This window comes from Burkholderia sp. A2 (genome assembly GCF_001729305.1).
GTDB lineage: Bacteria > Pseudomonadota > Gammaproteobacteria > Burkholderiales > Burkholderiaceae > Burkholderia > Burkholderia sola.
The window spans coordinates 85,691-101,552 of record NZ_LZXX01000090.1 but is presented as its reverse complement, the minus strand read 5'-3'; the positions used below and the strand labels follow the sequence as shown (position 1 = coordinate 101,552).

Annotated in this window: 17 protein-coding genes; 5 read left to right on the top strand and 12 right to left on the bottom strand. The window is 68.3% G+C overall.

Going from position 1 to position 15,862, the window contains the following annotated elements; genetic code table 11:
• Positions 1–45: 45 nt before the first annotated feature.
• The 5 genes from A9Z05_RS12500 to A9Z05_RS12480 all read right to left on the bottom strand — a co-directional run bounded on the left by A9Z05_RS12500 (position 46) and on the right by A9Z05_RS12480 (position 4,722).
• A complete protein-coding gene (locus A9Z05_RS12500; RefSeq protein ID WP_069618366.1) occupies positions 46–486 on the bottom strand; it encodes a DUF1090 family protein in 441 nt (146 codons plus the stop codon).
• A 167-nt stretch (positions 487–653) separates the two neighbouring features.
• Positions 654–1,829 carry a LysR family transcriptional regulator gene (locus A9Z05_RS12495; protein WP_069618365.1) on the bottom strand — a complete coding sequence of 392 codons (1,176 nt, stop codon included), beginning with the start codon at positions 1,827–1,829 and terminating at the stop codon, positions 654–656.
• A gap of 61 nt (positions 1,830–1,890) precedes the next feature.
• Positions 1,891–2,619, bottom strand: coding sequence for an aspartate/glutamate racemase family protein (locus A9Z05_RS12490; RefSeq protein ID WP_069618364.1), 729 nt, complete (start codon positions 2,617–2,619; stop codon positions 1,891–1,893).
• A gap of 23 nt (positions 2,620–2,642) precedes the next feature.
• On the bottom strand, positions 2,643–4,193 hold the full coding sequence (locus A9Z05_RS12485) for an NCS1 family nucleobase:cation symporter-1 (RefSeq protein WP_069618363.1): 1,551 nt from the start codon (positions 4,191–4,193) through the stop codon (positions 2,643–2,645).
• Between the two features lie 253 nt (positions 4,194–4,446).
• Entirely contained in the window at positions 4,447–4,722 is a 276-nt protein-coding gene (locus A9Z05_RS12480; protein WP_069618362.1) for a hypothetical protein, read from the bottom strand.
• Positions 4,723–4,868: 146 nt separating this feature from the next.
• On the opposite strand from A9Z05_RS12480, the gene A9Z05_RS12475 reads away from it, so the two are divergent.
• Positions 4,869–5,420, top strand: a complete 552-nt coding sequence (locus tag A9Z05_RS12475) for a DUF3005 domain-containing protein (protein WP_069618361.1) — start codon at positions 4,869–4,871, stop codon at positions 5,418–5,420.
• A 98-nt stretch (positions 5,421–5,518) separates the two neighbouring features.
• Here A9Z05_RS12475 and A9Z05_RS12470 read toward each other — a convergent pair whose 3' ends face one another.
• Together A9Z05_RS12470 and A9Z05_RS36895 are read right to left on the bottom strand one after the other, a co-directional pair.
• Complete coding sequence (locus tag A9Z05_RS12470; protein ID WP_069618360.1) at positions 5,519–6,280, bottom strand: DUF4397 domain-containing protein; 762 nt, start codon at positions 6,278–6,280, stop codon at positions 5,519–5,521.
• Positions 6,277–6,672, bottom strand: a complete 396-nt coding sequence (locus A9Z05_RS36895; RefSeq protein WP_176730196.1) for a hypothetical protein — start codon at positions 6,670–6,672, stop codon at positions 6,277–6,279. The genes A9Z05_RS12470 and A9Z05_RS36895 overlap by 4 nt, the downstream gene beginning before the upstream one ends.
• Positions 6,673–6,788: 116 nt before the next feature.
• Here A9Z05_RS36895 and A9Z05_RS12465 point away from each other — a divergent pair, with 116 nt between their 5' ends.
• On the top strand, positions 6,789–7,121 hold the full coding sequence (locus A9Z05_RS12465; protein ID WP_069618359.1) for a hypothetical protein: 333 nt from the start codon (positions 6,789–6,791) through the stop codon (positions 7,119–7,121).
• Positions 7,122–7,236: 115 nt separating this feature from the next.
• Here the strand turns inward: A9Z05_RS12465 and mmsB are convergent, their stop codons facing one another.
• The 3 genes from mmsB to A9Z05_RS12450 form a co-directional block, all read right to left on the bottom strand.
• A complete protein-coding gene (gene mmsB, locus A9Z05_RS12460) occupies positions 7,237–8,127 on the bottom strand; it encodes a 3-hydroxyisobutyrate dehydrogenase (RefSeq protein ID WP_069618358.1) in 891 nt (296 codons plus the stop codon).
• A 17-nt stretch (positions 8,128–8,144) separates the two neighbouring features.
• On the bottom strand, positions 8,145–9,671 hold the full coding sequence (locus A9Z05_RS12455) for a CoA-acylating methylmalonate-semialdehyde dehydrogenase (protein WP_069618357.1): 1,527 nt from the start codon (positions 9,669–9,671) through the stop codon (positions 8,145–8,147).
• Positions 9,672–9,788: 117 nt separating this feature from the next.
• Positions 9,789–11,108 carry an MFS transporter gene (locus A9Z05_RS12450; protein ID WP_069618356.1) on the bottom strand — a complete coding sequence of 440 codons (1,320 nt, stop codon included), beginning with the start codon at positions 11,106–11,108 and terminating at the stop codon, positions 9,789–9,791.
• Positions 11,109–11,265: 157 nt separating this feature from the next.
• On the opposite strand from A9Z05_RS12450, the gene A9Z05_RS12445 reads away from it, so the two are divergent.
• Complete coding sequence (locus A9Z05_RS12445) at positions 11,266–12,225, top strand: LysR family transcriptional regulator (protein WP_069618355.1); 960 nt, start codon at positions 11,266–11,268, stop codon at positions 12,223–12,225.
• Positions 12,226–12,318: 93 nt separating this feature from the next.
• Positions 12,319–13,110 carry a uracil permease gene (locus A9Z05_RS12440; RefSeq protein ID WP_069618354.1) on the top strand — a complete coding sequence of 264 codons (792 nt, stop codon included), beginning with the start codon at positions 12,319–12,321 and terminating at the stop codon, positions 13,108–13,110.
• 67 nt (positions 13,111–13,177) lie between these two features.
• Here A9Z05_RS12440 and A9Z05_RS12435 read toward each other — a convergent pair whose 3' ends face one another.
• Both A9Z05_RS12435 and A9Z05_RS12430 read right to left on the bottom strand, forming a co-directional pair.
• Positions 13,178–13,900 carry a haloacid dehalogenase type II gene (locus A9Z05_RS12435; protein ID WP_069618353.1) on the bottom strand — a complete coding sequence of 241 codons (723 nt, stop codon included), beginning with the start codon at positions 13,898–13,900 and terminating at the stop codon, positions 13,178–13,180.
• Positions 13,901–14,108: 208 nt separating this feature from the next.
• The gene (locus tag A9Z05_RS12430) at positions 14,109–14,747 is read right to left on the bottom strand and encodes a hydrolase (protein ID WP_069618352.1); all 639 of its coding nucleotides are present in this window, start codon (positions 14,745–14,747) and stop codon (positions 14,109–14,111) included.
• Positions 14,748–14,867: 120 nt separating this feature from the next.
• Here A9Z05_RS12430 and A9Z05_RS12425 point away from each other — a divergent pair, with 120 nt between their 5' ends.
• Positions 14,868–15,761 (top strand): LysR substrate-binding domain-containing protein, encoded by an 894-nt coding sequence (locus A9Z05_RS12425; protein ID WP_069618351.1) that lies wholly within the window; start codon positions 14,868–14,870, stop codon positions 15,759–15,761.
• The last annotated feature ends 101 nt before the right edge of the window (positions 15,762–15,862 follow it).

Below are 15,862 nucleotides of genomic sequence, written 5' to 3'. Positions count from 1 at the left end.
CGCCCGTACCCGCACGCGAGCGCCGCGCCGCGGCGTTTCAACCCTTCAATCCGCCAGCGCTTTCAGCGCGTCGCGATCGACCTGCGCGTCGTGCAGGTCACGCGTGGCGTTGCGCAGCTTCGCCTGCTTGTCGGCGAGCTTGCGTTGCGCGTTGTTCAGCTTCTTTGCATCGCCGCGCGCTTCGGCTTCGTGGACGCGCGCCTGGGCGTGGCGTACTTCGTCTTCCGCGTTGCGCAGGTCACGCGTCCTGTCGGTCAGCTTGCGTTCGGCGCGTGCGAGCTGGCCGCCATCCGTGCAGTTCGCCTGGATTCGTTCAAGCGCGGCCTGCTGGCGCATCGCCTGTTGCGTGTTGCCGAACCGTTTCGCGTTGTCGATCTGCGTGTGCAGCGCGCGGATGCGCGTCGCGCAGTCCTGAGTGCCGGCGAATGCGCCAGTGCTCGCGAATAGCGCGACCGGGACGGCTAGCGCGATGAGCGGGTTCTTCATGGGGAATTTTCCTCGATTCGATCAAGCGGACACGGACGTTCGCAATGCGACGTCCGCCGGCACATATTCAAGGCGTCATTCTGACGAGTCGGCGCGGCGCGGGTAAATAGGACCGGTCTGACATGCAGCGGCCTGGTGGATCATGCCGGCCGCGCGTGCGGCGCCGGTCAGTGCGACTTCGTCGCGATGCGATGAATGCGGGCCGCCTGCGCGACGCGCGTCGGCGGCGACGCATGACAATGCGTGGCCGGTCCGCGGCGCGTGCGTCGGGCAGGCTCGGGCGGATCGGCGACGGCCGGCGTGGTTTTCGGCGCGTCCGTATCGGCCCCGGAAGCGGCGATCGCCGCGATCGCAGGCAGCCTCGCGTCGGTGTCGAGCCATGCGCGCGTCGCTTCCGCGATCAGTCCGCGCAGCCATCGACCGCCTTCCGCGCACGCGCCCGATTCGTTCCACGTCATCCGGTACGCGATGTCCGGCGGTTCGGCCGGCAGCGCGACCGCGGCGAGCGGCAGCAGCTTCGCGTAGTGTCGCGCGAGCCGGTACGTGGTGGTGAGGATCAGGTCGCTGCGCACGAGCGCATGCGCGGCGAGTTCGAAGTGCGGCAGCGTGACGACGATGCGCCGCTGCAGGCCCACGCGTTCGAGCTGCCGGTCGATCGCGCCGGACGCTTCGAGCCACGACGGCGTCGGGCACAGCTGCGGCGCCGCGGCGAACCCGGCGGCCGTCATCGCGCCGCGCCGCGCGAGCGGATGCGTCGCGCGCATCAGGCACACGACGCGATCGTCGAAGAGGTCGTCCTGCCGGAAGCGCGACCGGCGTGCGGGGCGGTTGTCGATCACGACGTCGAGTTCGCCGTCGGCCAGCGCGCGCTCGTCGTCGAACCCGTCGCCGAGCGGATGAAACACCAGTTGCGCGTTCGGCGCACGCTCGCGGAACAGCGCGACGAGCTTCGGCACGAACAGCACGTTCAGATAGTCGGGGCAGCCGATCCGGTAAGTGCGCACCGACGTGCGCGCGTCGAACGTCGGCTGCTGGATGCGGATGAAGTCGATCACGCGCAGCGCGTTGCGCAGCGGCTCGATCAATCGCGCGCCGAACTCGGTCGGCACCATCCCGTAACGGCTGCGCACCAGCAGCGGATCGCCGAGCAGCGTGCGCAACCGCTTGAGCGCGGCGCTCGTTGCCGGCTGCGACATGTTCAGGCGCACGGCCGCACGCGACACGGTACGCTCGGTCAGCAGCACGAGCAGGATGCGCATCAGCCGCGCATCGAGCACGTCGAGCGCGCCCACGGCGTCGCCTGCGTCGTGGGGCGGGGCGGCCGGATCTAGCGGGCGCCGCATGCCGATACGCGTCCCGGCGAGACGGGGCGAGCGCGCCACCCGGCAGCCGGCCGGCGGCCCGTCATTTCGCGAAGGTTCCCGGCCAGCCGACGATCCGCTTCGGGCGCGGCGGCGCGTACGTGCGGACCTTCGACGTCTTCAGCTTCAGGCGCACCAGCGACTCGGCGAGCGCGACCGCGGCCGACACGCCGTCGACGACCGGCACGCCCGTGCATTCCTCGATCTGGCGGTCGAGGCCGGCCATCCCGCCGCAGCCGAGGCAGATCACTTCCGCGCGATCGTCCTTCACCGCGCGCTGCGCCTCGACGACGATCGATTCGATCGCGCGGGCCGGGTTCTCGTCGAGTTCCAGCACCGCGAGGCCGCTCGCCCGCACCGACGCGCAGCGCGCATCGAGCCCGGCGAGCTTCAGGCGATCCTCGATCAGCGGCACCGTGCGGTCGAGCGTCGTGACGACCGAGTAGCGATGGCCGAGCAGCATCGCGACGCTCGCGGCCGCTTCGGTGATGTCGACGACGGGCACCGTCAGCAGTTCCTGCAACCCTTCGCGGCCGTGTTCGCCGTACCCGGCCTGGATCACCGCGTCGTACGGTTCGTCGTAGCTCAGCACGCGATCCATCACGGCGATCGCCGCGAGGTAGCTCTCGAAGTTGCCTTCGATCGACTCCGCGCCGAAGCGCGGCGTGAGCCCGACGATCTCCGTGCCGGGCGACGCCGCGGCCTGCGCTTGCGCGGCGATTGCGTCGGTGATCGACCCGGTCGTGTTGACGTTGACTACCAGGATTCTCATTGGTGACTCCGTATGCGTGTGTGTCAGTGTTGCGTGCAGGCGACCGCGATGTGTTCGCCCGAGCGCGCTTCGTAGTGCCGCTTGCGATCGGCCGTCAGCCAGTACACGCTTCCTGCGATCGCCGCGCCGAGCAGCCACGAGAACGGCGTCATCGCGCTGAAGGCCGGCACGACGGCCAGAGCGATCGAGATCAACGCGGACGGCACGAGTGCCGCGAGCGCCTTGCGGTTCACGCCGCGCGTGTAGAAGTAGGCGCCGGTCGGTGCTTCGGTATAGAGGTCGGGCACGTTCACGCGCTGCTTGCGCACGAGCCAGTAGTCGACCGTGATGATTCCGTACAGCGGGCCGAGCAGCGCGCCGAGGCCGGACAGGAAATAGACGATCACGATCGGGCTGTTGTACAGGTTCCACGGCAGGATCAGCACGGCGATCGTCGCGCTGATCAGGCCCGCGCGGCGGAACGACAGGCGGTGCGGCGCGAGGCTCGTCAGCACGAAGGCCGGCGCGACGAAGTTCGCCATGATGTTCACGGCGACCGTCACGATCAGGAAGGCGAGGCAGCCGAGCACGAGGAACGGCTTGTTCGGCACCGTCGCGATGATTTCCGTCGGGCTGTGGATGATGTGGCCGTTCAGCTTGAACTGCGCGCCGGCCAGCACGAAGCTGATCGTCGCGAACAGGAGGATGTTGACCGGCAGGCCCCAGAAGTTGCCGACGCGCACGGTTTTCGCGCTCGGCGACGAACGGGCGAAATCGCAGAAGTTGAGCACCAGCGTGCCGTAGATCGCGAGCCACAGCGCGCCGCCCGCGAAGATTTCCGTCCACATCTTCAGGCCCGTCATCGGCTTGCCGATCGACATCGCGAGCTGGCCGCCGGTGCGGCTGAACATCCATGCGGCGAGCGACAGCGTCGTGACGAGGATCACCGGGCCGGCGAGCCCCTCGTACTTGCGAACCATCTCCATCCCGTACGTGAGGATGCCGATCTGCACGAGCCAGATCGCGACGAACGTGATCCAGCCGAGCGACGACAGCCCGAAGATCGCATTCCGGTCGAACGCGGCGAGGCCCGGCCAGATCGCGGTGAGCAGCACGCGCAGCACGACCGACGCGAGATAGGTCTGGATACCGAACCATGCGATCGCGATCACCGCGCGGATCAGCGCCGGCAGCAGCGCGCCGTAGATGCCGAAGCTCATCCGGCTGATCACCGGGAACGGCACGCCGGTCTTCTGGCCCATGTAGCCGGTGAGGTTCATGAACGAGTACACGAGCACCGCGCCGATCGCGAGCGACGCGAGCATCTGCCAGCCCGACAGCCCGAGCGCGAACAGCCCGATCGCGAACGAGTAGTTCGCGATGTTATGCACGTCGTTGGTCCATAGCGCGAAGATGCTGTAGCGGCCCCAGGTCCGGCCTTCGGCCTGGGTCGGCGCGAGATCGGCGTTGTGCAGCCGCGGGCTCGGCGCGGGATCGCGCGCGGCCGTGTCGGTTCGATGCGATGCGACGTCCGCGCCGGGCCCGATGCCCGCGCGGTGAATGGCTTCCAGTTGCACGCCGGTGTCTCCTTCCATGTGCGGGGCGCGACACCTGCGCCTGTCGTACGCAGCGCGGGCCGGGCCCCGGTGGACGTTATGTGTCGGATTTGTTCGCGAGTATGGGCGGCGGCTACCGCGATGGGAAATTAAATATTCGGGTGGGCGTCATTTGAAAAATGAATGCAATGGCGGGCGGTCGCGGAGAGGGACGACGGCACGCATATTGCGAGTCATCGGATTCCATCCACATCGACATCAGCGGAGGTGTCATGCAGCGATATTCCATTCGTCACGTATCGCGAGCCGTCTTCGCCGGCATCCTGATCGCGGGCCTGGCGGCAGGCGCGGGTTGCCAGAAGAAGGGCGACAACGGCGCGGCCAGTTCGGATTCGAGCGCAGCGAGCGGCATGTCGGCCGCGCCTTCCACCGCACCGTCGGGCATGCCGAGCAGCGGCGCGGCCGGCACGACGCTGCCGGGCGCGGCTTCCGCGCCGGCCGGCGCGAGCGGCGGCGGTTGACGGGCGGTCAGGCGGGCGGCGCGCCAGCGTGCCGCCCGTCCGCTCACCGAGTGCCGCGTTCGTCGGCACGTGCGTCGAGCGGCGCACGTGTGGGGCGATGCGCATGAAAGATTTGCAAGGACCGTTGTAGCGAATTCCGGCCCGGCGACGACGGCGTGACGCCGGCGTCCGCCGGGTCGGGCAAGGAGGTGCGATGCAGAACGCGGAATCGAACCCTACCCCGGAAAAGCAGCGGGAACAGATCGCGAAGAGCCCGGTGAAGACGCCGGCGGCCGGCGACATGCCCGACGCGGCGACGCAGGCCGCACAGGCGGCGCAGCGTCCGCTGACGCCGGAGGCCGTCGCCGGGAAAATGCCGACCGGCCTGCCGGCGATCGACGTCGATGCGCATGCGGTCGACAGCGGCGATCCGGTGCGCCGGGCCGCCGGGCGGATCGTCACGCTCGACAACGCGAACATGGCGATGACCGACAACACGGTCGACGTCGACGGCAAGGGCATGGAGGCGCGCACCGGCGCGTCGGAACTGCAGGACAACGTGATCTATTCGAACGCGTCGCTCGACGAAGCGGTCGATACGCCCGACGAAGGGCTCGGCGGGATCGAGAGCCGTCCGTCCGGCAACATGCCGCAGATCGCGACGCGGCCGGGCTGGCGCGTGCGCCATGTCGGCGACGTCGACATCGAGCATGGCGACAGCATGCGCGCCGAGCACGTGATCTGCCTCGAACGGGCCGACGACTGATGGCGGGCGCCGATACCGACGCTTGATACCGGTATACGACCCGCGGCGGCCGATGCAATCGCACCGGCCGCCGCGGGTCGTTTCGGGACCTTGCTGCGTTACTGCGGACCCAGTTCCTGCGCGGACGTATCGGCGTTGTTGCCCTGCGCGACGAGCACGTGAATGTCGTTCGGCGTCACGTCGCCGACGCCGCCGGACGGAATCGTCAGCAGCAGCCAGTCGGCGTTGTTGCCGATGCTGACCGGCGCGGTCCTGAGGATCGGCGACTTGCTGCCGGCCGTCGTGACGATCACCTGGTAGGTGCCGCCGTTCAGGTAGACCGAATCCTGCGTCGTCGCCGGCACGGCGTTCTGGTAGGCCGCACCCGCCATCGTCGGGCTTTGCGTCGTGATGTCGGTGCCGGGCGGCACGACGTACACGTCCACATTCTGTGCATTCGGCGATGCGTTGAAGCTGCGCACGCGCGCCTTGTCCGACAGCAGGCCCTTGTCGTACGGATCGTCGATCACCGAGATCAGCGACGTCGTGCTCGGCAGCGCGATCGTCGTGTAGTGATGCCCGTTCGCGGCGCTGAACGATTGGGACGCGATGGTGGCGGTCGTGCCCGACACGTCGTAGCTCGCGGTCTGCGTACCCGAATCGATGTCGTGATAGCGCGTCACGCCCTTGTATGCGACGCCCGACTGGTCGATCTTCGCATTCAGGTAGTAGTCGAGGTTCGGGCCGGCCGGCACCGCGTTGATGAAGCGCGCCTGCGGCTTCGAGATGCCGAGTTCGGTCCCGGCGTCGTCGCCGCCGCCGCACGCTGCGAGTACGGAAATGACCGAGCACAGGGCCACTATCGTTCGTATTGATTTCATGTCGTCCTCTCGTTCAGGAAACCTGCCTTGCGATGCGGGACCGCCGCGCAAAGGATCGCGCGGGGCGCAGCGCCGGTTGGAAGGAAGATGGCTGTCCGCCGGATGGCGGGCGCGCAAATGACGCAATCGATGTGCCTGCGCGGAAAAAAAGCCGGCGAACGACGGCGGGGCGCGCGACGCGGGGCGCGATAGGGGCGGGCTGCGCGATCGGCGCGGTTGTAAAAACGCACATCCGCGCGCTGCGCGCCGGGGCCAGCCGGCGTGGCGCCACCTGGCCGAAGCGTGCGCCAGAACCCGGCGGCGACGCGCATCGACGGTCGCGCCGGACGAAATGACTTGCCGGACGAATACGACAGCTGGCGACGGCTGTAAATCTTGCCTGATTCGGCCATCGTTTAACCATTCGAAACAATGTGTTCACCGAAAGGGGCATGATCTCCGGCGATCGAGCAGGCATACTGTCGTCTATGTTGCTCAATGCACGTCGACCGGCGTGCGCTTGCCCTCCATGTCCATTCCAGTCTCTTTTCGAACCTTGCGATGGTTGACCATTGCGGCGACTGCATGCTTGCTCGCCGCATGTTCGACCGCTTCCGACGTGACCGCGACGTCGAACCCGAACGTGTTTACCGTGACGACGCGCACGGTGGGCGTGTCGACGACGTGGGCCGACGCCCACGAGAAGGCCGTCAGCGAAGCCACCAACTACTGCTCGCAGCGCGGGATGCGCGCGAGCATGAAGCAGGAATCGCTGACCGCCGGCCGCCGCGTCGACGCGCGCTCCGAACTCGCGTTCGAGTGCCATCCGACCTTCGAGACGGCGTCGAACCCGCGCGGTTGACCGACCGGCGGCATGATCGCGCCGCCCGCGTTGTCCTCCCCCCGCATGCAAACCGACCCGCGATGCCGTACCGGCACGTCGCGGGTCGGCGCACGTCCGGCGTCGGCCGGGCGGGTCAGGCCGGCTGCGCCTCGTACAGCTTCACGCACGCGGAGAAGTCGAGCGTGCCGAGCCCCTGCTGGCTCATCGACTGATAGAGCTGCTGCGCGAGCGCGCCCATCCAGACCGGCTGATGCGCGCTGCGCGCGGCTTCGGTCGCGAGCCCGAGATCCTTCAGCATCAGGTTCGCCGCGAAGCCGCCCGCATAGCCGCGCGCGGCCGGCGCCGTGTCGCTCACGCCCGGATACGGGTTGTACGCGTCCGAACTCCAGCAGCGGCCGGTCGACGTGTTGATGATGCCGGCCAGCACGGCCGGCTCGATGCCGAGCGTGGCGCCCAGCGCCATCGCTTCCGCCACGCCCATCATCGAGATGCCGAGCAGCAGGTTATTGCAGATCTTCGCGATCTGCCCGGTGCCGGTGCCGCCGCAGTGCACGACGTTCTTGCCCATGTCGAGCAGCACCGGGCGAATGCGCTCGAACAGCGCGGCGTTCGCGCCGACCATGAAGGTCAGCGTGCCGGCCTGCGCGCCGCCGGTGCCGCCCGACACGGGCGCGTCGGCGAGCGGGCAGTCGCGTTGCGCGGCGGCGTCGGCCACCGCGCGCACGGTGCCGGGATCGATCGTGCTGCAGTCGATCAGCGTCGCGCCGGCGCGCGCGCCGGCCAGCACGCCGTCGTCGCCGAGGTAGACGGCGCGCACGTGCTGCGCGGCCGGCAGCATCGTGATGATCACCGAGCCGCGAGCGGCGGCGTCACGCGGCGACGCCGCTGCCGTCGCGCCGGCGCGCACCGCGGCGTCGACCGCGTGCGCGTCGAGGTCGAACACCGTCAGCGCGTGGCCGGCCTTGAGCAGGTTGGCGGCCATCGGGCCGCCCATGTTGCCGAGTCCGATGAAGGCGATTTCCATGTGCGGGCTCCGTCGGGTCAGCGCAACGCGATCGTCGTGTTCACGCCGCCGGCCGTCGCGTCGTCGTCGAACCAGCGCGCGGTGACCGTCTTCGTCTGCGTGTAGAACTGCACGACCTGCTTGCCGTACGGGCCCAGATCGCCGAGCTTCGAGCCGCGCGAACCGGTGAAGCTGAAGTACGGCACCGGCACCGGAATCGGGATGTTGATGCCGACCTGGCCGACGTCGATCTCGCTCTGGAACTTGCGCGCCGCCGCGCCGCTCTGCGTGAACAGACCCACGCCGTTGCCCATCGGGTTGCGGTTGACGAGCGCGATCGCGTCGTCGAGCGTGTCGGCTTCCATCACGACCACCACCGGCCCGAAGATTTCTTCCGTGTAGATCGACATGTCGGTCGTCACGCCCGAGAAGATCGTCGGGCCGACGAAGTTGCCGTGCTCGTAGCCGGGCACCTTCACGTCGCGGCCGTCGAGCAGCAGCGTCGCGCCTTCCTTCACGCCGGCGTCGATCAGCGACACGATGCGTGCCTTCGCCGCCTTCGACACGACCGGGCCGACGTCGGTGCCGGCTTCGGCGCCCGCGTTGACCTTCAGCGCCTTCGCCTTCTCGACGAGATCGGGCAGCCAGTCGCGCGCGTTGCCGACCAGCACGACGACGGAGGTCGCCATGCAGCGCTGGCCGGCCGCGCCGAAGCCCGCGCCGACGAGTGCGTTGATCGCCTGCTCGCGGTGCGCATCGGGCAGCACGACCGCGTGGTTCTTCGCGCCCATCATCGACTGCACGCGCTTGCCGTGCTGGCTGCCGAGGTTGTACACGTGCGTGCCGACGCGCGTCGAGCCGACGAACGAGATCGCCTTGACGTCGGGGTGCGTGCACAGGCGGTCGACCACCGTCTTGCCGCCGTGCACGACGTTCAGCACGCCTTGCGGCACGCCGGCCTCGATCGCGAGTTCGACGAGCTGCATCGTCGACAGCGGGTCCTGCTCGGACGGCTTCAGCACGAACGTGTTGCCGCAGACGATCGCCATCGGGAACATCCACAGCGGAATCATCCCGGGGAAATTGAACGGCGTGATGCCCGCGCAGACGCCGATCGGCTGGCGCAGCGTGTAGGTGTCGACGCCGCCCGCGACGTTCTCCGCGAATTCGCCTTGTTGCAGCGTGCCGATCGAACACGCGTGCTCGACCACTTCGAGGCCGCGGAAGATGTCGCCCTGCGCATCGGGCAGCGTCTTGCCTTGTTCGGCCGTCAGCGTGTGCGCGATCCGTTCGAGATTGCGGCGCACGAGATCCTGGAACTTCAGCATGATGCGCAGCCGCGCGCCGATCGGCGTCGTCTTCCAGGTCTGGAACGCGCGCTGCGCGGACGCGATCGCGGCATCGACCTCGTCGAGCGTCGCATACGGCACGCGGCCGATCACTTCCTGCGTCGCGGGGTTCACGATGTCGCCCCATTCGGCGCTTTGCGATTCGACGAACGCGCCGTCGATCAGCAGCTTGGCGGTGGGCAGGGCGAGGGTGGTCTGGGGAACTGCGGCGTTCATGGAACTCTCTCCGGGGAAACGGGGTGGCGAGGACAAAGGGAAGCCTGCGTCCGCCGCGCGTGCACGCGCGGCGGGCGGCAGGGCGAACTGAATCCGATTAAATGCCGGCCGGCGTGCTCAGGCGCGCGCCGGGCGCATCAACGCGGTACACACGAGCGCGAACACGCCGAAGCCGACGAGGTACGCGATCACGTAGTGCGGCTGGCCGCCGCCGGCCTTGAGCAGCGACGTCGCGATCATCGGCGCGAAGCCGCCGCCGATCACGCCGGCCAGCTGGACCGACAGCGAGATGCCGCTGTAGCGGATTTCCGCGGGAAACTGCTGCGCGAACAGCAGCGATTCCGGCGCATAGAGGATCGGGAACACGACGCCGAGGCCGAGCACGATCGCCCACCATGCGGTCGACGTCTGCTGCGTGCCGAGCATCATGAAGAACGGCGCGGCGAACGCGCACATCAGCACGAGGCCGATCGCGAACATCCGGCGCTGGCCGATGCGGTCGCTCAGATGCCCGCACAGCGGCATCGTGACGAGCGACAGCGCCGCGCCGGCCGTGATCGCGTGCAGCATCTCGGCCTTCGGCAGATGCAGCTGCTGCGTCGCGTAAGCGAGCGCGAACGTGACGACCATGTAGAACCAGGTGTTCTCGGCGGCGCGCGCGCCGACGATCGTCAGCACCTCGCGCGGATGGCGGCGCAGCGCGGCCGTCACCGGCGATTTCTCGGCCTTGCCCTGCTTGCGGACCTTCTCGAAGTCGGGCGATTCCGGCACCTTCGCGCGGATGAACCAGCCGAGGCCGACGAGCGCGATGCTCGCGAGGAACGGCACGCGCCAGCCCCACGACAGCATGTCGGCTTCCGGCAGCGCGGCCACCGCGGCCATCGCCAGCGACGACAGGATCAGGCCGAGCCCGACGCCCGTCTGCGGCAGGCTGCCGAACAGCCCCTTGCGGCCCTTCGGCGCGTGCTCGACGGCCATCAGCACCGCACCGCCCCATTCGCCGCCGACGGCCATCCCCTGCAGGAAGCGCATCGCGATCAAGAGCGCGGCGGCCCAGTAGCCGATGCTGTCGTACGACGGGATCAGCCCGATGATCATGCTCGGCACGCCCATCAGCAGCAGCGTGATCATCAGCATCGATTTGCGGCCGATGCGGTCGCCGAAGTGGCCGAACACGATGCCGCCCATCGGCCGCCCGATGAAGCCGACCGCGAACGTGCCGAACGCGGCGAGGGTGCCGACGACCGGGTCCAGCGACGGGAAGAAGATGCGGTTGAACACGAGCGCGGCGGCCGTGCCGTACAGGAAGAAGTCGTACCACTCGATCGTGGTGCCGGCCATGCTGGCCCAGCCGGCCAGCAGGTAATGCTTCGCGGTGCGCTCGGGCGCCGGCGTCGCGATGGTCGCATGCTCATCGAGGGTGGATCGGGTCTGCATGGTGTCTCCGGTTTTATTGCCCGCGGCTCATGGTCCGCAGGTCACGGTCGAGTATAGTTATGCGCAGATTCATGATGTACCGATAAAGAAACCGGTTGGATGTGCATTTATGCATATCGACGGCCGGCCCGGAGACGCCCGTTTTTTCCCCTCGCCGATGCGACATGCCACCGAGCCGGTTTCCGGCAACCTGAACTGGGACGACCTGCGCTTTTTCCTCGAAGTCGCGCGGACGCAGCGTGCGAGCGGCGCGGCGAAACGGCTCGGCGTCGACTACACGACCGTCGCGCGGCGCATCCGCGCGCTCGAAGCCGCGATGGGCACGCTGCTGTTCGACAAGTCGCGCTCCGGCGGCTTCACGCTGACGGCCGAAGGGCAGCGGCTCGTCGCGTATGCGGACGCGATGGAGACGACCGTGCAGTCCGCGTGCGACCAGGTCGCGAACACGGGCGAGGCGCTGTCGGGCCACGTGCGGATCGGGTCGACCGAAGGGTTCGGCTGTTTTTTCCTCGCGCCGCAGCTCGCGCAGTTTCGCGCCGCGCATCCGCACGTGACGGTCGACCTGCTGCCGGTGCCGCATTTCGTCAACCTGCCCAAGCGCGAGGCCGATCTCGCGATCACGCTCGAGCGTCCCGAGCGCGGGCCTTACGTGGTCACGAAGCTGTGCGACTACCAGTTGCGGCTCTATGCGACGCGCGACTATCTGGCGAACCACGCGCCGATTGCCTGCACGGACGATCTCGCGCGGCATGCGTTCATCAGCTACGTCGACGATCTCGCGTTCAGCAACGAACTGCTGTACCTGGACCGTGCGGTGCCCGGCGCGACGGCGGGTTTGCGCACGACGAGCGTGATCGCGCAGGTTTTCGCGGCGCTACAGGGCGGCGGCCTCGCGATCCTGCCGTGCTTCATCGCGGCCACGCAGCCGGCGCTGGTGCCCGTGCTGCCGAACGACGTAGTCGTCACGCGGTGTTTCTGGCTGACGTGCCGCGAGGATCTGCGCAAGCTGCGTCGTGTGACCGCGCTGTGGGATTATCTGCGCGCGGCGGCGGACGCGAACCGCGCGTTGCTGTCGGGGGAGTCGGGCACGCTGCGTTTCGTCGGCGAGCCGGAGTAGCGGTCGACGGGCGGGGCGGGGCGGCGACGCGACGATCGATCCGGATGACAACACGGCCGGCGGCGATTCGACCGGCTATCGGGGAGAGGGCAAATGGCATTGACGCATGCAGGCAAGGTTTTCGTGGTGTGCGTGGTCGTATTCGGCGTGACCGCCTACTGGCTCGCGTCGCGCATGGTGCGCCGACAGACGGGCGGCAAGCGCGGTTCAGGTGGCGCGGTCGCGTTCTGGTGGCTCGTATGTTTTTGCCTGGTGTCGCTGTTTTTTCCGTTCGCGTACTGGATCGGCGACGAGCTCTACGCACTGACGGTGTCGCCGAAATACGAGGCGACCGTCGTGTCCTACGAATCCGGGTGGGATACGTGCGAGCGTCGCGACAGCCGCGGGCGCACCGAAAAGTATCGATGCATCCAGTACACGTCGATCCTGGAAGCCACGATGCCGGATGGCGAACGCATCGTGCTGCCGGGCAACATTCGCTCGGGCGCCGTGCCCGAAATCGGCGAGAAGATCGATGTCGTGTTGCCGCAAGGCGCCCGTCAGTGGCACGAACGCAGCGTACGGAGTATCGGGCTGCTGGCCGGCGGCACGGTGATGGTCGCGATCATCGGGTATTTCGTGTACCTGATCGCGGCGTACGGGGCCGGGAAGAAGATCGACGGCGCGGCACGCTTCGGCGTGGCGGCCGTGCTGAACGGGCTCGTGCCGCTCGGCGCGCTGCTGATGGAAATCGCGTTGCTGAGCGTGCCGTACCGTTACTGGGTGCACGGGAATCCGCAGCAATGGCCGGTATGGGTGCTCGCGCTGTGCCTGCTGTTCGCGCTGGCGCTGCTGCCGTTGCTGCTCGTCCATGCGCGAACCGCATGGCGGGCGGTGGTGAAGTAGCGGAGGCGCGGCATGCCTGTACCGCGCCTCGCGAGCGCAGCGCGGGGCAGGCCGCGCCGCGCGGCACTCAACCCGGGCAACCCAGCCGATCCGCAAGCTCGTTCAGGGCCCTGACGTCGAAATCCCACGCATCGTCGGCTTGCAGGTCGGTCGTCTGGCCGGGCCCGTGCTCGGTCGGCCGCAGCACGAACGCGGTCGACAGCCCGAGCCGGCGCGCGGCCGCAAGATCGCCGTTGTGCGCGGCCACCAGGCACAGCTCGGCCGGCGCGAGGCCGAGAATCTCGACCGCTTCGGTATAGACGGCCGGCGACGGCTTGTACGCGCGCGCAACCTCGGCGCCGAGAATCGCGTCCCACGGCAGCCCGCCGTGCTTCGCGACGTCGACCATCAGCCGGATATTGCCGTTCGACAGCGGCGCGATGATGTAGCGCTGCTTCAGCCGGTGCAGCCCGGCGACGGCATCGGGCCACGGATCGAGCCGGTGCCACGCGAGATTGAGCGCGTCGATGTCGGCATCGGGCACGTCGACGATCCCGAAACGGTCGAGCGTACGGACGAGGTTCTCGCGATGCAGCACGTCGAGCCGCACGTAACGGCGGCGTCCGCTGCGGATTTCTTCCATCGACGGCGAATATTCGGCGCGCCACGCATCGGCGAACGCGAACGGATCGAGCGTCGGCGCGTGGCGGTCCAGGAAGGCGGCAGCGCCGCGTGCGACACCGCTTCTCCAGTCGACGATCGTTCCGAAGACATCGAAAACGAGCGCCTTGATTTCGGCAGGGTTCGTCATGGGGGTCCAGTGAAAGTCGTTCGATGAGGGTTCACATCGCCGTGCCGCTGGATGGCGCGACGCCGGTTCGATCGACATTGAATCACGGATACGAAAACGCGGCCGGGGAGGCCGCGATGCGGGACTCGCGCCGGTCGCGCCGGCGCCGCGAAGCAGGGCAAGGGCGCGCGCTGGCCGGGCAGCGCCGACCGCCGCGCCCCCGGGCCGATCAGTTCTTGTCGTACGAGAACTGGATGCCGGCCGTGCCGCCGGTTTCGATGAACAGGTTCACGAACGCCGGCACGGTGGCGCTGCGCGCCCAGTCGCGCTGCAATTCGCAGAACAGCTGCGCGACGCTGATCATCTGGCCGCCGGCCTGCTCGATGCGGCGCAGCGCGGCTTCGTGCGCGGCGACCGACGTGCCGCCGACCGCATCGACGACCACGTACACCTCGTAACCCGCCTTCAGCGCGTCGAGCGCCGGGAAGGTCAGGCACGCTTCGGTCCACAGCGCGGTCATGATCAGCTTCTTGCGGCCGGTCGCCTCGACGGCCTGGCGGAACTCGACGTCTTCCCACGAGTTGATGCTCGTGCGGTCGTAGGTCGGATAGCCTTCGAGCGCCGCGCGCAGTTGCGGGATCGGCGGCTTGTTCAGCCCGGTCTTCACGTTGACGGTCGAATGGACGATCGGCAGGTCGTACGCAACCGCCGCCTTCGATGCGCCGACGATGTTGTTGATCAGCAGTTGGCGGTCCATCGACGCGATGGAATTCACCTGCACCGGCTGGTAATCGATGACGATGAACGCCGCGTTCCGCGGGGTAAGCAGGTGGTCGTTCGCGGGGTCGCGAATCGGTTCGCTTGCCATGGTTGCCTCCAGAGATAGTTCGGGAATGTGAAGGGGCACGTCGAAACACGATGCTATGCCTGGAACAACCGGTGTTCCAGTCCCTTAAAATGCCGTCAGTGTTCTATGGGTGGAACAATCATGGATGACCTGAACGACCTCTACTATTTCGTGAAAGTGGTCGAACACGGCGGGTTCACGCAGGCCGGGCGCGCGCTGGACGTGCCGAAATCGACGTTGAGCCGGCGCATCGCGGCGCTGGAAACGCGGTACGACGTGCGGCTGCTGCAGCGCACGACGCGCCATTTCATGGTCACCGAGACCGGGCGCGAATTCTACGAGCGCTGTCTCGCCGTGCTCGTCGAAGCCGACGCCGCGCGCGAGGTGATCGAGCGCCGGCACGCCCAGCCGCGCGGCATCGTGCGCGTGAGCTGCCCGACCGCGTTGCTCGAATACCGCGTGAGCGAACTCGTGGCGCGTTTCATGGCGCTTCATCCGCAGGTGCACGTGCATCTCGAGGCGACGAATCGCCGCGTCGACCTGTTGAGCGAAGGATTCGACCTGGCGCTGCGCGTGCGTTTCCCGCCGCTGGAGGACAGCGATCTCGTGATGCGCGTGCTCGCCGACAGCCCGCAGCGGCTGGTGGCGGCGCCGCAGTGGCTGGCCGGGCGCGCCGCGCCGTCGGACCCGGCCGAGCTGATCGGCGTGCCGAGCCTCGACTGGGGGCCGGCACGGCATCACGTGTGGCAATTGATCGGGCCGAACGGCGAGCATGCGCAATTGCGCCACCACCCGCGCTTCGTGACCGACGACATGCACGCGCTGCGCGATGCGGCGATTCATGGCGTCGGCATCGTGCAACTGCCGTGCATGGTCGTCGAGGACGACCTGCGCAACGGCACGCTGGTCGACGTGCTGCCCGGATGGGCGCCGAAGGGCGGCGTGGTGCACGCGGTGTTTCCGTCGCGGCGCGGGCTGCTGCCGCGCGTGCGCCTGCTGATCGACTTCCTGGCCGAGCACATCCGGAAGGATTGACGGGCGGCGCGCCGGCGCCGTCGTGCGGCGCTGCAACCTTTCATCGCACCGGCCGCCGCCCGCACGCCGCGCGGCAACCGAGCGTAAACCCCTGATGTAAG

Coding starts and splice junctions, on each gene's coding strand:
- A9Z05_RS12425 (WP_069618351.1), top strand. CDS start 14,868: ATGGATGACCTGAACGACCTCTACTATTTCGTGAAAGTGGTCGAACAC.
- A9Z05_RS12450 (WP_069618356.1), bottom strand. CDS start 11,108: ATGCAGACCCGATCCACCCTCGATGAGCATGCGACCATCGCGACGCCG.
- A9Z05_RS12485 (WP_069618363.1), bottom strand. CDS start 4,193: ATGGAAGGAGACACCGGCGTGCAACTGGAAGCCATTCACCGCGCGGGC.
- A9Z05_RS12470 (WP_069618360.1), bottom strand. CDS start 6,280: ATGAAATCAATACGAACGATAGTGGCCCTGTGCTCGGTCATTTCCGTA.
- A9Z05_RS12465 (WP_069618359.1), top strand. CDS start 6,789: ATGTCCATTCCAGTCTCTTTTCGAACCTTGCGATGGTTGACCATTGCG.
- A9Z05_RS12500 (WP_069618366.1), bottom strand. CDS start 486: ATGAAGAACCCGCTCATCGCGCTAGCCGTCCCGGTCGCGCTATTCGCG.
- A9Z05_RS12435 (WP_069618353.1), bottom strand. CDS start 13,900: ATGACGAACCCTGCCGAAATCAAGGCGCTCGTTTTCGATGTCTTCGGA.
- A9Z05_RS12490 (WP_069618364.1), bottom strand. CDS start 2,619: ATGAGAATCCTGGTAGTCAACGTCAACACGACCGGGTCGATCACCGAC.
- A9Z05_RS12440 (WP_069618354.1), top strand. CDS start 12,319: ATGGCATTGACGCATGCAGGCAAGGTTTTCGTGGTGTGCGTGGTCGTA.
- A9Z05_RS12445 (WP_069618355.1), top strand. CDS start 11,266: ATGCGACATGCCACCGAGCCGGTTTCCGGCAACCTGAACTGGGACGAC.
- A9Z05_RS12475 (WP_069618361.1), top strand. CDS start 4,869: ATGCAGAACGCGGAATCGAACCCTACCCCGGAAAAGCAGCGGGAACAG.
- mmsB (WP_069618358.1), bottom strand. CDS start 8,127: ATGGAAATCGCCTTCATCGGACTCGGCAACATGGGCGGCCCGATGGCC.
- A9Z05_RS12430 (WP_069618352.1), bottom strand. CDS start 14,747: ATGGCAAGCGAACCGATTCGCGACCCCGCGAACGACCACCTGCTTACC.
- A9Z05_RS12495 (WP_069618365.1), bottom strand. CDS start 1,829: ATGCGGCGCCCGCTAGATCCGGCCGCCCCGCCCCACGACGCAGGCGAC.
- A9Z05_RS12455 (WP_069618357.1), bottom strand. CDS start 9,671: ATGAACGCCGCAGTTCCCCAGACCACCCTCGCCCTGCCCACCGCCAAG.
- A9Z05_RS36895 (WP_176730196.1), bottom strand. CDS start 6,672: ATGGCCGAATCAGGCAAGATTTACAGCCGTCGCCAGCTGTCGTATTCG.